General features: G+C 65.0%; 15 protein-coding genes. 12 read left to right on the top strand and 3 right to left on the bottom strand.

Annotated elements, in window-relative coordinates; genetic code table 11:
• Position 1 precedes the first annotated feature (1 nt).
• From tssM (P9272_RS00990) to P9272_RS00960, 7 genes are read left to right on the top strand one after another with little or no spacing between them, the layout of a single operon-like run.
• The gene (tssM, locus tag P9272_RS00990; protein ID WP_278158153.1) at positions 2 to 3,538 is read left to right on the top strand and encodes a type VI secretion system membrane subunit TssM; all 3,537 of its coding nucleotides are present in this window, start codon (positions 2 to 4) and stop codon (positions 3,536 to 3,538) included.
• Positions 3,520 to 4,074, top strand: a complete 555-nt coding sequence (tagF, locus tag P9272_RS00985) for a type VI secretion system-associated protein TagF (RefSeq protein WP_278158151.1) — start codon at positions 3,520 to 3,522, stop codon at positions 4,072 to 4,074. Before tssM (P9272_RS00990) ends, tagF begins: the two co-directional genes overlap by 19 nt.
• Before the next feature lie 4 nt (positions 4,075 to 4,078).
• On the top strand, positions 4,079 to 4,939 hold the full coding sequence (locus P9272_RS00980; RefSeq protein WP_278158148.1) for a DUF4150 domain-containing protein: 861 nt from the start codon (positions 4,079 to 4,081) through the stop codon (positions 4,937 to 4,939).
• A gap of 9 nt (positions 4,940 to 4,948) precedes the next feature.
• Positions 4,949 to 5,371, top strand: coding sequence for a hypothetical protein (locus P9272_RS00975; RefSeq protein ID WP_278158146.1), 423 nt, complete (start codon positions 4,949 to 4,951; stop codon positions 5,369 to 5,371).
• Positions 5,372 to 5,374: 3 nt separating this feature from the next.
• Positions 5,375 to 5,854 (top strand): hypothetical protein, encoded by a 480-nt coding sequence (locus P9272_RS00970; protein WP_278158144.1) that lies wholly within the window; start codon positions 5,375 to 5,377, stop codon positions 5,852 to 5,854.
• A gap of 3 nt (positions 5,855 to 5,857) precedes the next feature.
• Positions 5,858 to 6,943: a DUF2169 domain-containing protein gene (locus P9272_RS00965; RefSeq protein WP_278158142.1), complete on the top strand. Its 1,086-nt coding sequence runs from the start codon at positions 5,858 to 5,860 to the stop codon at positions 6,941 to 6,943.
• Complete coding sequence (locus tag P9272_RS00960; protein ID WP_278158140.1) at positions 6,940 to 7,983, top strand: hypothetical protein; 1,044 nt, start codon at positions 6,940 to 6,942, stop codon at positions 7,981 to 7,983. Before P9272_RS00965 ends, P9272_RS00960 begins: the two co-directional genes overlap by 4 nt.
• A 1-nt stretch (position 7,984) precedes the next feature.
• Here the strand turns inward: P9272_RS00960 and P9272_RS00955 are convergent, their stop codons facing one another.
• Genes P9272_RS00955 through tssI form a run of 3 tightly spaced genes read right to left on the bottom strand, consistent with a single transcriptional unit; the run spans position 7,985 to position 11,915 of the window.
• A complete protein-coding gene (locus P9272_RS00955; protein ID WP_278158138.1) occupies positions 7,985 to 9,148 on the bottom strand; it encodes a hypothetical protein in 1,164 nt (387 codons plus the stop codon).
• Positions 9,149 to 9,157: 9 nt separating this feature from the next.
• On the bottom strand, positions 9,158 to 9,583 hold the full coding sequence (locus P9272_RS00950; RefSeq protein ID WP_278158574.1) for a DUF6484 domain-containing protein: 426 nt from the start codon (positions 9,581 to 9,583) through the stop codon (positions 9,158 to 9,160).
• A gap of 7 nt (positions 9,584 to 9,590) precedes the next feature.
• Positions 9,591 to 11,915: a type VI secretion system tip protein TssI/VgrG gene (gene tssI / locus P9272_RS00945; protein ID WP_278158136.1), complete on the bottom strand. Its 2,325-nt coding sequence runs from the start codon at positions 11,913 to 11,915 to the stop codon at positions 9,591 to 9,593.
• A 308-nt stretch (positions 11,916 to 12,223) separates the two neighbouring features.
• Between tssI and tagH the strand changes: the two genes are divergently transcribed.
• The 5 genes from tagH (at position 12,224) to P9272_RS00920 (ending at position 22,084) form a co-directional block, all read left to right on the top strand.
• Entirely contained in the window at positions 12,224 to 13,306 is a 1,083-nt protein-coding gene (tagH, locus tag P9272_RS00940; RefSeq protein ID WP_278158134.1) for a type VI secretion system-associated FHA domain protein TagH, read from the top strand.
• A gap of 296 nt (positions 13,307 to 13,602) precedes the next feature.
• Complete coding sequence (gene tssL, locus P9272_RS00935; RefSeq protein WP_278158132.1) at positions 13,603 to 15,132, top strand: type VI secretion system protein TssL, long form; 1,530 nt, start codon at positions 13,603 to 13,605, stop codon at positions 15,130 to 15,132.
• The gene (gene tssM / locus P9272_RS00930; protein WP_278158130.1) at positions 15,132 to 18,662 is read left to right on the top strand and encodes a type VI secretion system membrane subunit TssM; all 3,531 of its coding nucleotides are present in this window, start codon (positions 15,132 to 15,134) and stop codon (positions 18,660 to 18,662) included. Before tssL ends, tssM (P9272_RS00930) begins: the two co-directional genes overlap by 1 nt.
• A gap of 117 nt (positions 18,663 to 18,779) precedes the next feature.
• Positions 18,780 to 19,559: a PP2C family serine/threonine-protein phosphatase gene (locus P9272_RS00925; protein ID WP_128259678.1), complete on the top strand. Its 780-nt coding sequence runs from the start codon at positions 18,780 to 18,782 to the stop codon at positions 19,557 to 19,559.
• Complete coding sequence (locus P9272_RS00920; RefSeq protein ID WP_278158127.1) at positions 19,556 to 22,084, top strand: serine/threonine protein kinase; 2,529 nt, start codon at positions 19,556 to 19,558, stop codon at positions 22,082 to 22,084. The genes P9272_RS00925 and P9272_RS00920 overlap by 4 nt, the downstream gene beginning before the upstream one ends.
• Positions 22,085 to 22,098: the final 14 nt, after the last annotated feature.

Below are 22,098 nucleotides of genomic sequence, written 5' to 3'. Positions count from 1 at the left end.
GATGTTCATCCTGCGCTTCCTCTGGGCCGTCATCACGTCGCGTTTCCTGTGGACGCTGATCGGCATCGCGCTGCTTTCGCTGCTGATCTGGGTGTTCGGCCCGATCGTTCAGGTCGGCCCTTACGCGCCGTTCGAATCCGACAATGTGCGCATCGCCATCATCGCCGGGCTGATCATCCTGTGGCTGATCTGGCTGATCATCGCGCAACGCCGTGCGATCCGCGCCAACCGCATGTTCGTCGCCGAGATCGCGGCGCCTGTTCAAGAGAAGCAACTCACGCCCGGCGAGGAGAGCGTCGCGGCTGTCGGCGCCAAGTTCGGCGAGGTGATGGCCGAGCTCAAGCGGCGCAAGCTCGGCGGACGGAAATTCCTGCGTGAGATGCCCTGGTATGTGATCGTCGGTCCGCCGGCGACGGGCAAGACCACGGCACTGCGCCAATCCGGCCTCAATTTCCCGATCGACCTCACCGACGATTTGCAGGGCGTCGGCGGCACGCGCAATTGCGACTGGTTCTTCTCCGAGAACGCGGTGCTGATCGACACCGCCGGCCGCTACGTCCAGCAGGAAAGCCAGCCGGATGTCGACGCGGCGGAATGGCTGGGCTTTCTCGATCTGCTCAAAAAGCACCGGGGCCGCCGCGCGCTGAACGGCGTCATCGTCGCGCTGTCGATCGACGCGCTGTCCGAGGGCGACGAAGCGATCAAGGCGCATGGCCGGAAAATCCGCCGTCGGCTGGCGGAGCTGAACGATCGGCTGGAGATCCGCCTGCCCGTCTACCTGATGCTGACCAAGGCCGACCTGATCAAAGGCTTCGAAGCTTTCTTCGGCGGCTTGTCGACGACGGCGCGCGAGCAGGTGTGGGGAACGACTTTTCCGCTCGACGCCCGTGTCAATGCCGGCACGATCCAGACGGAGCTCGCCAGGCTCGCCGCCGAGCTGGAGCGGCGGCTGGTGCCGCGGCTGGAGGACGAAGACAAGCTTGGCCAGCGGGCCGAGATATTCCGCTTCCCGGCACAGCTTGCCAGCCTGTCGGAGCCGATCCAGGTGCTGGTCGAGGCGATGTTCGGCGAGAGCCGCTACGAGGAAGCGGCTTGGTTGCGCGGCCTCTATCTGACCTCGGCGACCCAGGAAGGCGCGCCGATCGACCGGCTGACCGCGGCGCTGTCGTCATCCTTCGGGCTGCCGCCGCGCCGCGCCATGCCGGCGGCGCGGGTTGAGAAGCGCAGCTTCTTCCTGCGCAATCTGCTCACCGAAGTGATCTTCAAGGAGGCGGGCCTCGGCACGTTCGATCCACTGGCGCAGCGCCGCCGCGCCTGGATCTGGCGCGGCGCGGCAGCGGCCTGCGCGCTCGCGGCACTGCTCGTCGGTGGGCTGTTCACCTGGTCCTACCTCGACAACCGCAATGCGATCACCGAGCAGGCCGGCCAGTTCGAGGCTTTGCAGCAGCCGCTGACCGACGTCGCCGCCATGCCGGCGGCGGTCGAGCAGCCGACGATGGACGGCGCGCTGGCGGCGATGGACGCGGTGGGGGCGGCCAGAACCGCGCCGCCGGATGCCGTCCACAATTTGCTCGGTCCGACCGCTTCGGCCGAGCTCATACGCGCGCAGACCGACACTTACGACCATGCCCTGCGCAACGTGCTGGAGCCGCATATGGTTGCGCTGCTGGAAGCCACGATGTGGCGGCAGATCCGCGACCCGGATTTCATGCTCGGCGCGCTGAAGACCTATCGGATGATGACCGGCCTGTCGCAGATGGACACCGATTTCGTGCAGAACTGGTGGGTGAACAGCCTGCCGCAATTCGCGCCCGCGCCGCCCTTTCCGACCGCGGATGCCGAAGAGCACCAGCTTGCCGCGATCCGCCGCATGGCGGTCGACGACAGCTACATCGCGCCGGACAAGGAGCTGGTCGCCGAGGCGCTGAAGACGGTGTGCACGATCTCGCTGCCGGAGCGCGCCTACAAGCAGCTTCTGGCGGACCCCGAAGTGGCGGCGGTCAAGGAATGGGTGCCGGCCAATTTCGCCGGACCGAACGGTGCCAAGGTATTCGCGCGCCGCTCCGACAAGACGCTGCGCGTCGGCGTTCCAGGCCCCTACACCTATGCCGGCTTCCACGATGCGATCCTAGACCGGGTCGAGGATGTCGCCGGCCAGGCGGCGCTCGACCGGGCGGTGTTTGCCGGCGGCTGTTCGGAGAATTCGGAGACGTCGGTCTCGGCGCTGTCGGAAGACATCCTGAAGCTCTATTACGACGACTATATCGCGCAGTGGGACAGTTTCCTGCGCGACATGCGGCTGGCGCCGCTGACGGACCTCAACGTTGCCAGCGAGAATCTCAAGGATCTTTCCAGCGCCGACTCCGCGCTGAAGCGCCTGTTGACCGCAGTGGTGCAGGAAACGGAGCTGACCCGCTCCGACGACGCGGCGGCCAACGACAAGAACGCCGCCAACACTGGCTCGAAGCTTTTGAGCAAGCTCGGCAAATTGGGCAAGGTGGTGACCACAGGCGCAAAGCTCCTGCCGCGCGCCGGCTCCGCCAACCAGGTGGATATGACCGGCAGCCTGGTCGCCGACCATTTCAAGCCCCTCAAGGGTACGATCGCACAGGTCGACGGCCAGCCGCCGGCGCTCGACGCCGCCGTGGTGGCGCTGACAGCGCTGTCCAACGTGCTGCAGACCGTGACCGCCAACCCCAATCCGCAGGACGCGATCAAGAAACAGGGTGGCCTCGCCGAGCTGACGGGCGCGGTTGCCAGGCAAGCGCAAATCCTGCCCTCGCCGATCAACGACTGGCTGGGCGGCATTGCCGGAGACACCAGCGGCCTGTCGCAGAAGGCCGTCACCAACGAGCTCAACGCCATCTGGCGGGCCGACATCCTGCCCTTCTGCCAGGCGGCGCTCAACAACCGCTATCCGTTCAGCCCGGACAGCGCGGTCGACGTCAATGTGCGCGACTTCCAGCGCCTGTTCGGCCCGACCGGCCTGATCGACGCCTTCACCAACGACCATCTGATCAACTATGTCGACACTGCCAGCGAACCGTGGAAATGGCGCGCCGATTTCGGCCTGGATCCGGCGGCGCTGGCAGCCTTCGAGCAGGCGCGCCATATCCGCGACGACCTGTTCCCCGGCGGCACCGGACCGGTGATGAATTTCACCCTAGAGCCGAAGGACCTGTCGCCCAACGTGGCGCGGGTGACGCTCAATCTCGATGGCCAGAACCTCGTCTATTATAACAACGCGACGAGGCCGCAGCCGATGACATGGCCCGGCAAGGACGGCACCGGCGTGATCTCGCTTGCCTTCCAGCCGGTCGACGGCTCGCCCGAGGTGATGCTCAACGAGACGGGCAGCTGGGCGTGGCTGAGAATGCTGCGCGGCGGCCGCTTCAACGCGACCAAGCTCACCGACGTCTACAGCCTGCGGCTCGGCACCAAGGGGATGTGGGCCGATTTCGAACTCAAGGCGGCCAGCGTCGAAAACCCCTACACGCTAGAGATGTTCAAGAAGTTCACATGTCCGCCGCAGATTTGACAACCGGCTTTTTCGGCAAGATTCCGGCGACGGGCGATTTCGTCTCCGCGAACCTGCCGCGGACCTTCATAGACCGCTGGGACCGGTGGATGTCGATGGAATTGCGCGCACGGCCGGATGAGGGGGAATTGGATTCGCGCGTCTGGCGCTTCATCGTCAAGGGCGGCATTTTCGGCGACCAGCCCTGTGCCGGCGCCTGGCGCATGAGCGAGGATCGCGTCGGCCGCCGTTATCCGTTCGCCATCGTCCGGCTGGGGCCCCCGCCAGAGCCGGACGACCCCTGGTACGATGCCGTGGCCTCGCTTCTTCGGAACTGCGTCGACAACTACTGGGCGCAGACCCGGCTGGCCGAAGGCCTTCAGATTTTGCCGCGTCCGAGCGCCGCCACCGCGACCGACGAGATCGCATTTTGGAGCGACGACTGGGAGGTCGTGGAACTCGGCTTCGCCGACATCCACGACCTCGCCCAAAATGCCCTGCCCGCGATGCGCGGCGCGAGCACGGCCGGAGACGAAGGAGCCCCGAGCCATGGGTAACACGGTGTACGCCGAAAAGATGGGCTTCTTCCACCAGGCGAGCGGCGGCAAGGGCATCGCGCCGGGCGATGTCTGCCTCAGCCCGCCGCCACCGCCGGCGGGACCGGTGCCGGTTCCATATGTCAACATGCTTTCGGCCAGCGACCTCATCAAAGGCAGCAAGAGCGTCAAAGTGCAGGGAACACCAACGGCGCTAGAGAACTCTTCCGAAGTGGCGCTGAGCACGGGCAACGAGGCGGCTACGCCGGGACTGGGCGCCGGCGTAATCACCCATCGCATCAAGGGTAAGGGTTCGTTCAAGCTCTGGTCGTTCACGGTCAAGGTCGAGGGCAAGGGGGTCTGCCGCCACGGCGATCCGATGGAGCAGAATACCGCGAGCCCGCTGCCGAACACGGTCGACGTTTCCGCCATGGTGGACTTCTCGGTGGTGCTCGGCAAAGACGCGATGAAGGAAGACTGCCCGCGCGACTACAAGTACTCGGAGGACTATACCCCCACGACCGAGACCCAGCGCGCCTCCGTGCAGGGGCAGGCCTGTTGGCAATGCAAGAAGGATCGCGCCAACATCCTTCGTCGGACTCCCGGGCCAGCGAAGGACAAGGCGCTGAAGGCCATCGACGCGAAAATCAAGAAGCAAACCGACGGCAAGGTCACGATGATCGCCGATCACCAGCCGCCGCAGAAGGTCGCATGGGAGATGGGAGCGTGCCATGATGCGGACAACTTCGCCCAGCGGATGCGCGACCTTCCGTGCCAGCCGCATTGTCATGCCCACAGCATGCAACAGTCCAGGGACATGCGCGAGCTGGATCGCCGCGAGCTATACGACGCGATGAACGCGAATATCAGAGGCCTCAATATATAGAGATTAGAAATGATTCCGGCAAAGCATCAAGAAATATATAATCTATGGATCTCTGATTTGAAGGATATCGTTCCATCTTTACTTGATTGGTGGCACGATATACATGCACATGAGGTCAACAAGGAGCTTGTCGACGCTCGCTGGCCGGCAGGTCCGGCGAGTCATCCTCGCGTCATTGCCCTGTTTCGGAAGTACTACTTCGAAACGACGAGGCTGAACGATTCGCTTTTGAGCGGCGTGCCGCAACACGGGAACGAGATGTGGGGCACCGAGGCTAAGCAATTGTCAGAGGACAGCGAAGGGGCTGGGCCGGTCCCGCCGGTGACGCTGCTGCTCTCCTTTCTCGACGATGCCGAGCCCGAGCTGGCGGACTTCATGAGGAGGTTCGACTTCATTCCTGTCGGGGAAGATCCGGAATTCGAGGAGTGCTGAGCGATGGCGCTGCTTGTCAATCACAACATCAAGAACGGAACCTACCGGCTGCTGCGGGCACCCGGCGACGTCCGAGGCCGCCCGCAGGCGGCAGCGCCGGTGATCGGCACGGCCGGCCACCGCGACCTGTTCGCCGCCTATCTGCTCGATTTCGAGGACGTGTTCGCGGTCGCCTCCGAGACGTGGGACGCGAGTGTCGAAGAGCGCATGGAGACCGGCCTGCCGAAGGACGAGGCAATCCTCCGAACGATCGAGGCCAACGGGATTGCCGGCCCCGCCGCCCACCCGAGAGTGGTCTGGCTTGTGCGCAAGTATTGGCTCGCGTGCGACGAGGAAAACCAGCGTTCCGCTTCGAGCGCGGTACCTCCCGAGGTGTTCCTTCTCGAGTGGCTGATCCAGGGCGGCCATGACGACTATGCGACGCTGCTGACCGCCATGCCCTACTGGCCGATCGGCCTCGACGAACACGGCAATTGGTGCTGAGCGATGGCGTTCGCGGTCGGGATAGAGAATCGCACGCCGTTCGCCACCGCGACACATGTGCAACTCGACGCCGACGGCCAGGAAGTCCTCGTCGTCATGGTCTCGGCGACCTTCGATGCGCCCGACGGCGCACCAGCACTGGACGTCTGCGAAGATCAGATGCCGGTCGCGCTCTGGGATATCCCGTTCGGTGATCCGGCCAATTCCTCCAATCGCTACGAAGCCGATATTGCGCCGCATAAGCCGGCCGCCGAAGTCCTTGTCAACGGTTCGGCGCACGCGCCGAACGGCCGGCCGGTGGCGGAGATGCAGGTCGGTTTCCGCATCGGTGGCTTGCAAAAGGTGCTCAACGTCGTCGGAGACCGCGTCTATGACGCCGGCGGCTACAGCACGCCGGCCATGTTCCGAACCATGCCGATCGTTTACGAGCGCGCCTATGGCGGGACGCTGCCGGATGGTCGGCTTGATCGACGCAACCCGGTCGGCGTCGGCTATCACCATGCCTCCTCCGCCGATCCGGCAGTGCGCACACACGCCCCAAATGTCACCTATCCCGCTGAACCTTATCTTAGCCCCTCCGATCGCCCCAGACCGGCTGGCTTCGGCCCGCTCGGGCGGGGCTGGATGCCGAGACTGCCGCTCGCCGGCACCTATGACCAAGCCTGGATCGACACGCAGTGGCCATTGCCTCCTGGAGATTTCGATCCGCGCTACAATCTGTGCGCCCCGGCGGATCAGCACCTGCCGGCAATCCATGGCGGTGAGACTGTCACGATCATCGGCATGACACCGAACGGCCGCTGGGACTTCCGCTTGCCGCGCGTCGTTGCGCCTGTGCGGCTGATCTATGACGACCGCGTCGAGGAACGTCCATTTGTCGCGGACACGGTGATTGTCGAGCCGGATCTATGGCGCGTCACACTGAAAGCGCGCTTTTCACACGTGACAAAACGGAACACGCCGGCGCTGCGGGAGATCGTCTTCGGCCATGTCACGCCCGCCTTTCTCGTTGCCCGGCGCAAGCGCAAGACCTACCTTAGCCCGCGCGGCGGCGACGGCACCGTCGACCGCGCCGTGTGGCAGCCATGAAGCGGCCGCTCTACCTCGCCGGCGGCGGCGCCGTCACGCCCGCTGGGCTGAACGCGAGGCAAACGATCGCGGCGATTCGGGCGAGCCTTTCGGCCTTCGAGGAAATCACGCTCGCCCAACCGTTCGGCATTTCCCAGATTGTCGCACGCATTCCCACTCACCGGCATCTGCGCCGCAACCAAGGCGAATGGCTGGTCAACATGGCCGCTCGCGCGATCAAAGAGGCACTCGGCACGGACGAGCCGGGTGTCGCGGCGGCAACCGCGCTGCTTATCACCATGCCGGAGAGCTTTCGCAACCATCCGGGGTTCGAGGATATTCCGGCGAGCGATTTCCTAGCCGCGATTGGCGATGCGACAGGCCTGAGGTTCCATCACGCTTCGCGCGTCATCGACGGCGGCGCGGCCGCAAGCGTGGGACTGATCGAACGGGCGCTGGGGCTGATGGAGGAGCAAGGCGTGGCGCAAGTGCTGCTCGGCGGCGTCGACAGCCTCGTCAATGATACCGACCTCGGCCGGCTCAGTCGGACCGGGCGTTTGCGGGGTGCGGACAACGCCCAAGGACTGGTTCCCGGCGAGGCCGCCGTCTTTGTGCGCCTGCTGCGGGAACCCCGCCGCGGGCCTGTCGTGGCCGCTATCCATGGCGTCGGCGTGGCCCAGGAGACGGACAGCATCCTTTCCGAGCGCTACAGCCAAGGCCGCGCCATGCTCGGCGCGCTGCGCGACGCCGTTTCGGGATCAGGACCATCGGAACCCGACATCGACTTCGTCGTCTCGAACGGCAATGGCGAGCGCTACCATGGCTGGGAGATGTTGATTGCCCGACCGCGCTTCTATCGCACGCACCGCACCTTGATGGCGACGGCCTATCCGGCGATGACGGTCGGCGACACCGGCGCGGCCAGCGGCGCGCTGACGCTGATGCTGGCCGCCGACAGTCTTGTCCAGGATTATGCGCCCGGATCGATTGCCATGTGCGAAGTCGCATCCGAGAACGGATTGCGCGCTGCCGCCGTCGTGGCGCGGGTGAACCGCGGGTAGATTACAGCCATGCCGGAAACCGGCGCGTCCTTCGCCAGTCGGCCAGCGGCGTATCGGTTGCCGCGAGGGCTGCGCGCAACGCCTCAAGCCGCAACCGGCGCATCGAATGGAACGGCCTGTGGCCGCGGCCGCCCCGTCCCTCGTCCCACCAAGAAGCAACGCGATCAGCGACAGGCAATGGGCTGTCGTTCAGAGATTCAAACGCCTTCCCCAAATCGGCCGGGTCTATCGTGAACAGGTTGGTGTCGTTGAAATCCACTTCGAACAGATCGCGCATCGCCAGCCCGGCGGCAAAGACAAGCTCCGGCTCGCGCATCTTCTCGATCAGCCAAGGCATCACCGAGGAATCGCCAAACAGTCCGAGCGAGGCGGTCGCCGCCACGCGCAACTGGGGCTGCCCGAGGCGCGTCTGCAACCAGGCTTTCGCGGCATTGGGCGGCGTTGTAAGGAGGCGTATCTCGATCGCCGCCTCCATCTGGCCCGTCTCCGTCACCAAGATCTTGTCGATCACTGGGTGCGCGGACCGCGCCTCGCCAAGCAGGCAAGCGGCGAAGGCGGCTGCAAGACGTTCTTTCGCCGTCTCGCCATCAAGGCTAGCCAGGACTACCGGAAGCAGGTCGCGCCGCCTGAGCCCACCGGCGAGCCGAATGGCGCGCCAGCGTACAGCGGCGTCGGGATGGCTCACCAGATCCTGCAGGCGCGGTCCTGGATCGACGCGATGATGCCAGAGCGCAGACAGCCCAAGGCAGCGTAGTCTCGCATCGCGTGTGTCCAGCCATTGCGCCACGAACGGCCGCAGGCTTTCGCGTGGGGTACGCGCGATCGCGGCGGACAAGCTCGAAATGCCGGCTTCACCCAGGCTTGCACCGGCGTCGATTGCGGAGCTCACCAGTTTGGCATCGCTCCAACGCATAGCCACAGTGCCAAGCACGAAAAGTTCGCCCGGCTCGGCATAGTCTGCGAAGTGCGCTTGAGCAGACTCCCAGCCAGCCTTGCCGGCCGCCATGAGCCCTTCGAGGTTAGCCTCAAGGCGCTGGTCGATGCGGCCGATGTCGGTCTCACCGAAGATTGGACCGTCGATCTCCCGACGACGGCGCAGCCAGAGGAAAGCCGCGTCCTCGGCATGCTGGTCCACGATGGGGGCGATGGTCGCGATGCTGTGCATCCGCTCGCCTCAGTTGAGATGCACTGCCCCGCCGCGAATGCGGTTGGTGCCGCTGGCCTGGCTGGTCAATTGGGTGCCACGAATGGTCACGCGGCCATTCTTTTCCAGAATGATTGATGCCAGGCCGCAGCGCAATTCTATGCGCTCATCGCCGGTGATAACGATGCGCTCGCCGTCACGGTCAACTTGCAGCTCCCTGTTCTTGTGGGCCGGATCGACGATGCGTCCAACGACCAGCGGGCGCGTCGGGTCACCCTCCTCGAACAGAAGGGCTAGTTCCGAACCAATGGCCGCTGGCTCCAGTTCGGTTAGGCTACGCGCCGCAATCGCGGTTTCGTGCGGATTGCCCACGAAGACCACCAGTGGCGCTCCGCCTTCGAAACCGATAAGCAGGCCGATCACGACGCCGTCGATGCGCTCCAGCACTTCCATGATGATGCCCTCAATTGTTGTTGATCGTGCTGCCCTTGACGATCACGTCGCCGTCGGCCTTGACGGTAATCTTGCCGCTGCCCTTGATTGTAATATCCTTCCCGTCAGCGACAATGGTGCCGTCCTTTTTCATCGTGATCGACGCTGAGCCGCATTTGAGCGTGATCGAGTCGCCCGCTTCGATCATCAGGTTCTTGCCAACCTTGATTGAACTGTCTTGGGCAATGTCGATGCCGCTGCTCTTCCCGACCTTGAGAGCATGTGCCCCGCCGACATCGGTCCCGTCATCCGCTCCGATCTTGGCTGTTCGTGCCTTGCCAATCTGGGACGACTGTGCCCCTCCGACGGTGAAACTCTGATCGGCGCCAACATTGACGGTTTGGGCCGCCCCGATGTTCCAGCTATCCGCAGAACCGACATCGTGACTCTGATTGGTGCCGACACTGACGGATCGTGTTACGCCAATCGTATTAGTCTGAGACGCACCCACGGTCCTCGCTTCCGCTGCCCCCACCGTATCGACGCGCGCGACACCCACCGTCACCGTCTGGTTGAGACCCACCGTCTGCGAATGGTTCGCGTCGATGTTCTCCGTCGAATTCGAAACGACATGAATGGTCTCATTCGCCATAACGGTCAGCGAGCGGTTCGCGCCCACCGTTTCGGTGTCATTGCTGCCGATATTCGTCGTCTGGTCGACGCCGATCTTGACCGTCTTGTTATTGCCGACGTCCTCGTCGAGGTTGTGGCCGACGGAGTGCTTGGCGTCATGGTCGATGCGGTCGGACTGGTCGTGCTGGACCGTCTTGTTGCGGTCGTGCTTGATCAGCAGGTGATGGTCTTTCTGGGCCTGGAAGTTGACCAGCTCGGAACCGGCCTTGTCCTCGAACATCAGCTCGTTGTAACCGCCGCCGCCCTTCGAGGAGTTCGACTTCCAGCCGGACTGGGTGGCGTTGCCCGGCAGCCCGTAGGGCGGCATCTGCGAGGCGTTGTAGACGCGGCCGGTGATGATCGGCAGATCCGGGTCGCCCTCGATGAAGTCGACGATGACCTCCTGGCCGATGCGCGGGATCTGGATGAAGCCCCAGTTGCTGCCGGCCCAGGTCTGCGAGACACGCACGAAGCAGGATGAGTTCTGGTCCTTTTTGCCGAGCCGGTCCCAGTGGAACTGCACCTTCACCCGCGCGTATTTGTCGGTGAAGATCTCCTCGCCCGAAGGGCCGACGACGGTCGCGGTCTGCGGACCGCGCATGATCGGCCGCGGCGTGATGCGCGGCGGCCGGTAAGGCAGCTTGGCCGGCGACACCCCGAGCACAACCTTGAAATTCTCGTTGTGGGCCTCGTTCTGGGTCCGGTAGCCCGGGTCGAACAGCCGGTATTCGGCGCTGATCACCAGATAGTCCTGGTTCTGGTCGTCGCGGGGAAAACTCTCCAGCGTGAACTTGCAGCCCGAAAAAAGGCCGCGCACCGTGCCCACGGCCGTGCTGTGCTGGTGCACGGCCTGAAGCTCCTCGCGGCGGATCCCGGCGATCTTGTCGCCGCGCCCAACATCGAGGTGCGCGCCAGGCTGGCGATAATTTTCGCCCGAGGCCTCCTTATGGGCGAAAGGCTGGGCGGATTTCGCCATCAGGTCGGCGCCGGGTTTTTCGAAATCATAGTCCGTATGGGCATAGGCCCCTGGCCGCACCGCGCTGCCCGGAATCCATTCGGTGATATATTCGACATCGCGCCGCGAGGCCTGGCCCTCGAAATTGTAAAGCACCTTCTCGTAGCCGGGCGCCGGCTTCAGCTTGCTCATCGCGTCGCAGAGGATGAGCGTGTGCTTGCCCTCGTCATGCTCGAAGAAATAGAAGATGCCTTCGTGCTCGAGCAGCCGCTGTACGAAATCGAGATCGCTCTCGTCATACTGCACGCAATATTCGCGCTGGGGATAGGAGCCCTGCAGCCGCTTCTCGAATTTGGCGATGCCATATTTCGAGAAGATCTTCTCGACGATCTCCACCGCCGTCATGTTCTGGAAGATGCGGCAATCCGTGGTGTTGCCGAGGAACCAGAGCCATGGCCTGACGGTCGCCTCGTAGAAGGCCAGCCGGTCCTCGATGCGGGTCAGCTTGAAATCCGACACGAGGCCGCTGAACCAGCGCTTCGGGTCGGATTCGCCCTCGACCGAAACGACGCCGCCCAGCATCTTCAGCGGGTCGACGTCGCGGTTTTTCGAGACAAAGCCGACCGTATAGGCGAAGCAGCGGCTGATCTCATCGCGGCCGATGAGATGGGTGAATGTCAGGTCGGCGCCAGCCGGTGTCTGTACAACCGTGGCACGTTCGTTCGGCATGGGTCGTGCCCCTCCTCGACGCGGCCGCCAGTGTGATGGTTTGAAGCCCCCGCTCTATTAACTGCATCACGTTCGGGAGCGTTCGAGTTCACCGCACCGTATCCGCGTCAACCTAGCACATGTTTGAGGGAGGCCAAATAATAGCGATGGCTAAAGCGCGCCGATGCGCCGGTGTGAAACGCTCCTCTCCCGCTCGGCTTGCAAGCTGCTAGAATAGCAGAGCAATTCCGGAAGGGCGCTCAACGGTTTTCCGTCCGGAATTGCGCGCAAGATAAGCATTTGTTGACCAAGTTCGGCGACGCTTCCGGATGTTCATCTCTCTCCAGATCAGCAATGTCGACAGGCTGCCGGCCGGCACCGCCGCCAGCTTTACCGCCCGCGACCGCAGCTTCGAGATCGGCCGCGAGAATTGCGACTGGACATTGTCCGATCCGGACAAATTCATCTCGGGCCGGCATTGCGAGATCCGCTACCAGGCGGGCTCATTCTGGCTCTACGATGTCTCGCGCAACGGCACTTTCATCAACGGTTCGAGCCAGCGCATGAGCGGACCGCATCGGCTGGCCCACGGCGACCGTCTGCTGATCGGCCGTTATGTCGTCGGCGTTTCGATCGAAGACGAGAGAGCCGCGACCGGACATCCGCAGACCAGGACCGGGTCGACGCAGCGCGAGCTGCCGCCCTCGACCGGCCGGCCGCTGGATCCCGGCCATGAACCGTTGTTCAATCCGGCGGAGCAGCGCCCGGCCGGGGCGGCGCCCGTCTCGACATCCTCGGCATTGCAACAGCCGGGGCCGCCAGCCCCGGCCAGTCGGCCCGCGGAAGCGGACGCAATGCTGCGGGAGATCGCGAGGGCGGCGGGCATCGCGCCGGACTTGCTGCAGTCGCGCGATCCGCATGACGTCGCGGCCGAGATCGGCGTAGTGCTGAGGACAACGGTGGAGCAACTCTCGCTGCTGCTCAAGGCGCGCGCGGCGGCAAAGGTGCTCGCCAAGAGCGCGAACCGCACGATGATCGGCGCCGAGGACAACAACCCGCTGAAATTCGTGCCGGGCGCCGACGACATATTGGAGATCATGTTCGCCAGGCGCAGGGCCGGCTATCTCGATGCCAGGCGCAGCATCGAGGACGCGTTCCGCGACCTGAAGGCCCACGAAATCGCCACCTATGCCGCCATGCAGACCGCGCTGTCCAGGCTGCTCGACGACCTGTCGCCGGAGGCGATCGCCAAGAAGATCCCGCCGGCGTCCTTCTCGTCCAGGAAAAGCCAGGCCTGGGATGCGCTGGTCGCGACATGGCGGACGATGGAAGACAAGCATGAGAACGGCATGCTGGATGTCTTCCTCGCCTATTTCGCCGAAGCCTACGCCAAGGCCGACAAGCAGAAATAAACGCACACGCACGGACCGCACCGGCCGTATGTGACCGGCCTCATAGAAGAAGCCGCCTCTTCCAGCATGTTGCTTCCCGATTTCAATCGGCGGCCCGTTTCAATTGGGTATCCGGGCGACTAGAATGCACAAGGACGCCAGCCCGGCGGGCAGGCGGCGAGGCTTGGGGCGTGTGCAGCAATGTCATGTTTCGGCGAGATGAGCCTTTTTATTCGGCCCGCCGCCGAGGGTGAGCCCGAAACGCGTTCCCCCGGGCAGAAGCATGGTCGTCGCACCGAGACGGCGGGGCGCCGCCGATGAGCTCGAAGGACGATCCCTCCGGGCCGGCGGACAAGACCGTCATCCGCGCGCCGCGGCCGAAGCAAAGGCCGCTCGCGGCGCCCGGGAGGCCCGGTTCGGAAGGCGCACGGCCCGCTCCATCACCTTCCCGCGAAGCGACGGTGTTCGATCCCGGCGGCGGCCGACAGGTGCCCACCGGCTGGTCGTCGGGAACCGTGCTGTTTCAAGGACCAACCCCGGCGGCGGCCGCGAATTCGGTGCCGGGGGTGCAGCAGGACGCCCTGCTCGATGCCGCCTCCGGGGTGAAATACGCCGCGGCCAATCCGATACTTGCCGCGGCGGCGCCGCTGTTGATGCTCTTCGGCCAAATGCGACTGATGCCGGTTGAACGACAAGCGGCGTCGTTGGCGGGGCGCATAGCCGACGCGATCGAGACCTTCGACCTTGCGATCGCGAAGGCAGGCGTTGCCGAGGAAGACGCGCGGATCGCCAAATTCGCGCTTTGCGAAACCGCCGACGATCTCATCGGCAATCTGCCCTGGCCGATCAAGGACAGTTGGCTTCAGCACAGCCTGGTGACGCAGTTCTTCCACACCGAGCCAACGGGCGCCGGCTTCTACGGAGCGCTGAACAACGTCCTCGCGAGGCCGGAAGCGCATTACGACCTGCTCGAGGTGATGCATGCCTGCCTGTCCCTGGGCTTCGAGGGCCAGTATCGCGGGCTGGCCAAGGAACGAGACACGCTCGAACGCGTCCGGCGCGACGTCTATGACACGCTGCGCTATTTCAAGCCGCGCGCCGGCGACATCTCGCCCCACTGGCAAGGCATGGCGGCGGCGTTGCCGAAGCCAAGGGCGCGGCTGCCGCTCTGGGCGGTAGCGGCTGCCGCGGCGACGCTGGTGAGTGCGGCCTTCTTCGGGCTGCGGGTGCTGATCACCGACGAAGGCGATGCGACCGCCGCCGAGTTGCTGGCGCTCAATCCCTCGACGCCCGTCACCATCGAGCGCGCCAGCGTGGCGGCGCCCACTGAGCCGGCGCAAGCCAGTCCGCCGCCGCCAGCGGTTCCGGACACCGCCCAGATCGACCGGATCCGTTTGGCACTTGCAAAGGAGATTGCCGGCGGCGAAGTGAACGTCGGCGAAAAGGGCGCGTTCATCGTCGTCGAGATCAACAACCAGCTTTTGTTTGCATCGGGCCAGGCGGAGCTGAAGCCGCAGTTCCAGTCGATTGCGGCCGACATCGCCACGGCGCTCGACGCCGAACCCGGGCCGATCCGGATCGTCGGCCACACCGACAATATGAAGCCGAAGAAATCGAGCCTGTTCAAATCGAATTTCGACCTCTCCGTCGCTCGCGCCAAGGCCGTCCAGGCGACGATCGCCACGCAAATGAAGGATCCGTCGCGGCTCAATGCGGACGGCAAGGGTGAGGACGAACCGATCGCCGACAATGGCACGGCGGACGGCCGCGCCAAGAACCGGCGCGTCGACGTGATGATCCCGAAACGGGAGAGCTTGCAGGCCGGCGCGGCGGAGAACGGCGGCTGATGCGCTGGATGCTGCGGATCTTCAGCCTGGCTGCGCTCGCCGGCTTCTCGGCGGCAGTCTGGTATGCCGGCCCGCTGATCCGGTTCGCCGATACACGCCCGCTCGGGCCTGTGTGGCTCAGAGCCACGATCATCGGCTTCACCGTCGCGGTGCTTGCCCTGTTCTACGGGATCCGGTTCCGGCGGCGGCGCGGAGCGCAAAAGGCGCTCGAAGCGGCCATCGTGCGCAGCGATGAACACAACGACGATTCCCAAGTGCTCGAAACGCGCATGAGCGAAGCCATCGCGACGCTGAAGCGGACGAGCGGCAAGCGCAATTTCCTCTACGATATTCCCTGGTATGTCATCATCGGCCCGCCTGGCGCCGGCAAGACGACGGCACTGGTCAAGTCCGGGCTGAAGTTCCCGCTCGCCGGCTCCGGCAGCGCGCAGCCGGTGGCCGGCGTCGGCGGCACGCGGTCCTGCGACTGGTGGTTCACCGACGAGGCGGTACTGATCGATACGGCAGGCCGCTATACGACGCAGGAATCGGACCGCGAGCACGACAAGGCAAGCTGGCTCGCCTTCCTGGGATTGCTGAAGAAACACCGCACAAGGCAGCCGATCAACGGCGTCATCCTCGCCATCAGCCTCTCTGATCTCGTCGGATTCGACGACAGGCAGCTCGACGCGCATGTCACCGAGATCAGGAGCCGCCTGCGCGAATTGCACGAGACGCTAAAGATCCAGTTCCCGGTCTATCTGCTCTTCACCAAAGCCGATCTCGTCGCCGGCTTCATGGATTATTTCGGCGATATTGACGAGACGCGCCGGCGCAAGGTGTGGGGCGCGACATTCCAGACCGCCGACCGCACCAGGAACATGGCCGGCGAGACGCCTGCGGAATTCGACGAGCTGGCCAAGCGGCTCGCCGAAGAGGTCGCCGACCGCCTGCAGGAAGAGACCGACCCTGTGGCACGGATCGCGCTGTTCGGCTTTCCGGCGCAGTTCGGCGCGCTGAAGAGCCGGATAATGCAGTTCGTCGGCAGCCTGTTCGACACTTCCCGGTCACAGGTCAATATTAGCCTGCGCGGGCTTTATTTCTCGTCGGGCACCCAGGAAGGGACGCCCTTCGATCAGGTACTGGGCGCGATCGGCCGCAGCTTCGGCACCGCTTCGCAGGCGCACCTTTCCGGCGCCGGCAAGAGCTTCTTCCTGCACGACCTGCTGACCGATGTGATCTTCCCGGAATCGGGCTGGGTGTCATTCGACCGAGCGGCCGAGCGGCGCATCCGGCTCGCAAGGTTCGGCGGCCTGGCCGCGATCGCGCTGGCGGCCTTGGCCACGCTCGGCGCGCTGGGTCTCAGCTTCTTCGTCAACAGAGAGCTGATCGCCGCCACAAGGCAAGCCATGGCTCATTATCGTGACAGCGCCGAGAGCCTCTTAAAGAGCACGACGGTGACCGATGTCGACCTCGAGAACGTTATCGGTCCGCTCGATCAGCTGCGCAACCTGCCGGCCGGCTTCGAAAACGGCGATCAGGGCAAGCCGATCGAGGAGACGTTCGGACTCAGCCAGCGCGAGAGGCTGCTGTCGGCCTCGAAGAGCGCGTACCGGCAGGCTCTGGAGCGAACCTTCCGTTCGCGGCTGCTGGTGCAGGCCGAGCGGACGATCCAGGCCCGGATGGCCGATCCGAGCGCGCTCTACGAGCCGCTCAAGATCTACCTGATGCTGGGCGGCAAGGCGCCAAAGGTCGACGACGAGCTGATCGTCTCGTGGATGAAGCAGGACTGGGAGGAGAACCGCTACCCCGGCGAGAACAACCGCGAAGGCCGCGAGCAGCTCGAAAAGCATCTGCGCGCCATGCTTGCGCTCGACGACGCCTACGATCCAACCTTCGCGCTCAACCAGCCGCTGGTCGAGGCCGCGCAGCGCTCGCTCGGCCGCATGAGCCTCGCCGACCGCGCCTCGGCGCAGATCAAGTCGGCGGTCTACGCGGCGAGGCTGCAGGATTTCTCCGTCGCCGCGAAAGCCGGCCCGGAAGCACAGCTGTTGCTCGAGCGTACCGATGGCAGCCAGCTTGCAGACTTGCACATTCCCGGCCTTTACACGCGTGCCGGTTTCAACCGTTTCTTCCTCCCGCAGCTCTCGCGCATCGCGCAGATGCTCGTCAACGACCAATGGGTGCTTGGCGGCGGCGGCGAACAGGGCGGCATCGACCAGGATCTGCCCAAGCTCGGTCCCGAGCTCATCGACCGCTACGGCAAGGAATTCGCTGCCGCCTGGAACGGCGTGCTCGACCAGCTGAAGCTCAAAGCGATGCTGAAGGACAAGCCGCAATATCTCGCGCTTTCCGCCCTCGCCGCGCCGGACTCGCCTCTCGATCAGCTGTTCACGGCGATCGCGAATGAGACCGCGTTGACCGAAGACCCTGCCGCCGCCGAAGGCGATACCGGGACGGCTGAGCAGAACCTCGCGAGCATGGCCAAAGGCCTCGCACGCATCGGCCTGCAGATCGCCGGCGGCAAGTCGCAGAGCCGCGCCGGCGCAAGCTCGGCCGTTGCGCAGAACGCCGGCGCGAGCGTCGAGGCGCAGTTCCGCTCGTTCCATGCTTTGGTCAGCGGCGCCGCCGGACGCCGGCCGCTCGATGCGCTGACGCAGAATTTCCATGACATTTTTCAGAGCCTGAAGCTCGCGGCCGATGTCCCCACGCAGACCGAACGCGTCAACGCCAATCTGCAGCTGCAGATCTCGACCTTGCGCGCCAATGTCTCGCGCCTGCCCAAGCCGCTGGCGCGCATGGTCAATGCAGCGGCGGACGAGCTCGAAGGCAATGTCGCCGAGACCTCCGTCGCAAACCTAAACCAGGCGCTCGACCAGACGGTGACACGCGCCTGCGAGGAGGCGGTCAATGGCCGCTACCCCTTCGCCCGCGACAGCAGCGAAGACATATCGATGGCGGATTTCGCCAAGCTGTTCGCGCCGGGCGGGCTGATGGACCGTTTCTTCGCGCAGAACCTCGCGCCGCTAATCGACATGACCGGGCAGGAATGGACCTGGAAGCAGAATGCGCGCTCCAGCAAGGACCTTGCGAAATCGACCTTGAAGGCGTTCCAGGCGGCGGCGGAAATACGGGCTGCCTACTTCCCGTCGGGCGGATCGACACCGTTGGTGTCGATCACCTTCACGCCCACCTCGCTGAACAGCGAAGCCGACAGCGCAGTGCTCAACGTTGACGGTCAGACGGTGCAGAGCGCGCAGGCCGGCAACGCGCCGAGCATCGTGACATGGCCGAGCGGCGCCGCGTCCGGATCGGCGAGCCTCAGCCTGGTGCCGGAAATGCCCGGACGCGAGTCCGCGCTCAAATTCGAGGGGCCGTGGGCGTTGAAGCGGCTTTTCGACAAGGCGACCATCACCGGCGACGGCGCCAACACCGAGGCGCGCTTCGTGATCGGCGGACGCGATGTCGCCTACACGATCCAGGCCGGCTCAGGGGCCAACCCCCTGATCCTGCCAGCCTTGTCAGGCTTCAGCTGTCCGAAGGCGTTCTGAGATGGCCGGATCGCGCCTTCATTTCGATACTCTAATGTACACGCTTATGGCAGAGTGGCGTGGGCACGCGGCCCATGGCTGGTCACAGAGGACGCTCGCTGAGCGCTTGGTGGCAAATTGAGCACTGTCGCCCTCCCCATCGACAGCTTCGGCGTCAGCCACCAGGGCTGCGTGCGCGACCACAACGAGGACAATTACCTCATCGAGCCGCAGACCGGGCTGTGGGTGGTGGCCGACGGCATGGGCGGCCATGAGGCCGGCGAAGTCGCCTCGGCCAGCATCGTCGACCATCTGGCGACGATCGGTATCGCGAGTTCCGCGCCGGACCTTCGCGCCCGCTTCGAGGATCGGCTCAGCCGCGCCAATGCCGAGATCCGCGACATATCGCGCTCTCGCGGCATCACGATCGGCTCCACCTTCGCAGCCCTGCTTGCCATGGATGGACGCTTCGCCTGCCTGTGGGCCGGCGACAGCCGTATCTACCTCGTGCGCAACGGCTCGATCTTCCAGGTCTCGAAGGATCACACCGAGGTGCAGGAACTGCTCGACCGCGGCATGATCAGTGCCGAGGAGGCGCGCACCTGGCCGCGCCGCAATGTGATCACGCACGCGGTCGGCGTTAGTGACGAGCTCGAAATCGATTTCCAGCAGGGCGAATTGATGCCGGGCGACGTTTTCGTCCTGGGCACCGACGGGCTGACCGCGCATGTCAGCGACGCCGAGATCGAGGCCGCGGTCAGGTCCGCCACGCCGCGGGCGGCATGCCAGACCCTCCTGGACACGGTGCTGGCGCGCGGCGGTACCGACAATGTGACCATCGTGCTCGTGAAGATCGGCGGCGAGCGCAACGGCGCGCCCCATCCGGATCGGTCCGCAGTGGAGGGCCTGGCCAGATGAGCGACGACGACAAGACCCGGATCTCGGCCAACGTCACCTATGCGGGCGTCGGCACGCAGCTCAGCGGCATTTACGAGCTCGACGAGAGGATTGCGTCCGGCGGCATGGGCGAAGTCTATCGCGGCCACAACATCCAGACCGGGGACCACGTGGCGATCAAGATCGTGCTGCCGGAATTCGCCCGCGACCAGACGATCCTGTCGCTGTTCCGCAAGGAAGCATCGATCCTCAACCATCTGTCGCATGACGCGGTGGTGCGCTACCACGTCTTCACCATCGACCCGGGAATCGGCCGCCCCTATCTCGCGATGGAGTTCGTGGACGGCCAATCGCTGTTCGACATGATGCGGCGCGGGCCGATGCCAAGCGACGATGTGCGCCGGCTTTGCCATCGCCTGGCCTCGGGCTTGAGCGCCGTGCACCAGGCGGGCGCCGTGCACCGCGACCTCTCGCCCGACAATATCATCCTGCCCGGCGGTCGGGTCGAGCGGGCCAAGATCATCGATTTCGGCATCGCCCGGTCGGCCACCGTCGGCGGCGAGACGCTGATCGGGGGCAAATTCGCCGGCAAATACAATTACGTCTCGCCGGAGCAGCTCGGTCTCTATGGCGGCGAAGTCAGCGAGCAATCGGACATCTACAGCCTCGGCCTGGTGCTGGCCGCGGCGCTGCGGGGAAAGCCGCTCGACATGAGCGGCTCGCAATACGAAGTCATCGAAAAGCGCCGGACCGTGCCGGACCTTTCGGATATCGATCCCGACTTCCGCGAGCTGATCGAAGCCATGCTGCAACCGGATCCGCGCCACCGGCCGGCGAGCATGGCCGAGATCGCCAGGGCAACGCGCGGCGAGGATCTCGAGGCGACATTGCCACCGCCGATGTCGTTCGGTGCACGTGAACGCCCCGGCCTGCCGCGCGCCGCTTGGACGGCGGCGCCGGACTCCAAGCCCCAGCCGCCGGTTCCTCCCGGTGAGCCGCGCTTCGTCGAGCATGTGCGCCCTGCCTACCTATCGGAGGCTCGGCCCTCGCCGGCCGCCACCCCGGCCAGCGCCCCCGCACCGGCTGCGCCCAAAAGGCCTTCGCGGGTGCCTGCCATCGCGGGAGGCGTCGCGGCTATTAGCATCCTGGCGGCAGCCGGCGTCTATTTCAGCGGCGTGCTGGCTCCCGCGCCGGTAGCCGAAACATCCAAGCCGCTGACACCGAAGCCGGTAGTCGAAGCAGCCAAACCGGCTGTGGAAACCCCGCAACCGGAGGCGCCGAAATCTCGGCCGCTGGCGCCGGCCGCGACCCAGTCCGAAGCACCTAAACCTGAGAGCGCAGCCACCACCGAGACGGCGGAGACACCTGTTCAACCCGAGGCCAAGGCACCTGCCGTGGAGACGACCCGGCCCGCCACCCAGTCGGAGAGCGAAGTCGGCAACCAGCCGCCTGTCTCCCCGGTCGAGACCAAGCCCGTGCAACCGCCGGCGCAACAGTCACCGACGCCCGCGCCTGCGCCCGCACCTACGGCCGCCGAAAACCAGAAGCCGGCGCAGCCTGCTAGCGAGACTGCGGTCAAGACCTCGGAACCGACGCAGACCGCCAAAAACGCGCCCGAAGCAAATAAGCCGGCGGCCAAGCTCAGCGTGAAGGACCTCGTGGACAAGCTTTCCAAGTTGCCCAAGCCGAACGCATCCCCGCCCCCCGCTTCGCAAAGCCAGGCATCGGCGCAGCCGACCCCCTCGCCATCCGCGCCGAAGGCGTCGATCCCGACAGCCAGTCAGCCGTCAACGCCGACCGCGCCGACCCAGCCGGCGCAGCAACCGCAGACGCCGACAGCCAAGCAGCCCGGCACCGATGTCGCCATCAATGTGCCGAAGCCGTCGCTTCCCTCGGCGGAAGATGACATGACCAAGTGGAACGAGCAGCGCTCCTGGGTGCGCGATTTCAGCGGCGGCAATTGCTTCTACGCGAATGTGACATCGGGACCCGGCGCCGCTCCCATGATCGAGGGCTACGGAACGGCGGTCCAGCCCTTCGAACAATTGCTCAACGATTTCCAGACGACATTCCATGCCGAGCCGGACATCAGCGTGCGCCTCATCACGCTCTCCCAATGCGGCGTGCCTACTTTCCTTCGCTTTCTTGACCGGAGTTCGGCCGCGAAGCCGCAGCTTGTGCTCGACAAGACATCGATCCCCGATGGCGCGCCGGTCAGCGGCGCGCTCTATACAGGCGGGGGGCTCGTCTCGAACATCATGCTGATCGACCACAAGGGCGTCGCCTTCAACCTGGACGACCGCATGGTGGCGCAAACCGACAAGGTGACCTTCAACATCCCGATCGGCCTCGCCGCCGCCGACAAGGCGGCCGGCAAGGCGGTGCCGCAGATCATGCTGGTGATCACCGGGCCCAAGGACATCCAGGCCGCCATGTTCTCCAGGCCGACGCCGGCCTCGGAGCTGTTGCCCAGGATTCTGAAGGAGATCGAGGCCGACGGCTCGCAGTTCTCCGCCGCGGCCACTTATTTCCGGCTTGGCGGATAGCATGAACGCCGATG

The sequence above is a fragment of the Mesorhizobium sp. WSM4976 genome (assembly GCF_029625685.1).
Lineage (GTDB): Bacteria > Pseudomonadota > Alphaproteobacteria > Rhizobiales > Rhizobiaceae > Mesorhizobium.
The sequence above is the reverse complement of the archived record's forward strand: the minus strand, read 5'-3'. Positions and strand labels throughout refer to the sequence as shown.

What these genes read in the sequence shown, in the direction of transcription:
- tssI (WP_278158136.1), bottom strand. Translation starts at nt 11,915, where the DNA reads ATGCCGAACGAACGTGCCACGGTTGTACAGACACCGGCTGGCGCCGAC.
- P9272_RS00955 (WP_278158138.1), bottom strand. Translation starts at nt 9,148, where the DNA reads ATGCACAGCATCGCGACCATCGCCCCCATCGTGGACCAGCATGCCGAG.
- P9272_RS00975 (WP_278158146.1), top strand. Translation starts at nt 4,949, where the DNA reads ATGATTCCGGCAAAGCATCAAGAAATATATAATCTATGGATCTCTGAT.
- P9272_RS00960 (WP_278158140.1), top strand. Translation starts at nt 6,940, where the DNA reads ATGAAGCGGCCGCTCTACCTCGCCGGCGGCGGCGCCGTCACGCCCGCT.
- tssL (WP_278158132.1), top strand. Translation starts at nt 13,603, where the DNA reads ATGAGCTCGAAGGACGATCCCTCCGGGCCGGCGGACAAGACCGTCATC.
- tagF (WP_278158151.1), top strand. Translation starts at nt 3,520, where the DNA reads ATGTCCGCCGCAGATTTGACAACCGGCTTTTTCGGCAAGATTCCGGCG.
- P9272_RS00970 (WP_278158144.1), top strand. Translation starts at nt 5,375, where the DNA reads ATGGCGCTGCTTGTCAATCACAACATCAAGAACGGAACCTACCGGCTG.
- tagH (WP_278158134.1), top strand. Translation starts at nt 12,224, where the DNA reads ATGTTCATCTCTCTCCAGATCAGCAATGTCGACAGGCTGCCGGCCGGC.
- P9272_RS00965 (WP_278158142.1), top strand. Translation starts at nt 5,858, where the DNA reads ATGGCGTTCGCGGTCGGGATAGAGAATCGCACGCCGTTCGCCACCGCG.
- P9272_RS00920 (WP_278158127.1), top strand. Translation starts at nt 19,556, where the DNA reads ATGAGCGACGACGACAAGACCCGGATCTCGGCCAACGTCACCTATGCG.
- tssM (WP_278158130.1), top strand. Translation starts at nt 15,132, where the DNA reads ATGCGCTGGATGCTGCGGATCTTCAGCCTGGCTGCGCTCGCCGGCTTC.
- tssM (WP_278158153.1), top strand. Translation starts at nt 2, where the DNA reads ATGTTCATCCTGCGCTTCCTCTGGGCCGTCATCACGTCGCGTTTCCTG.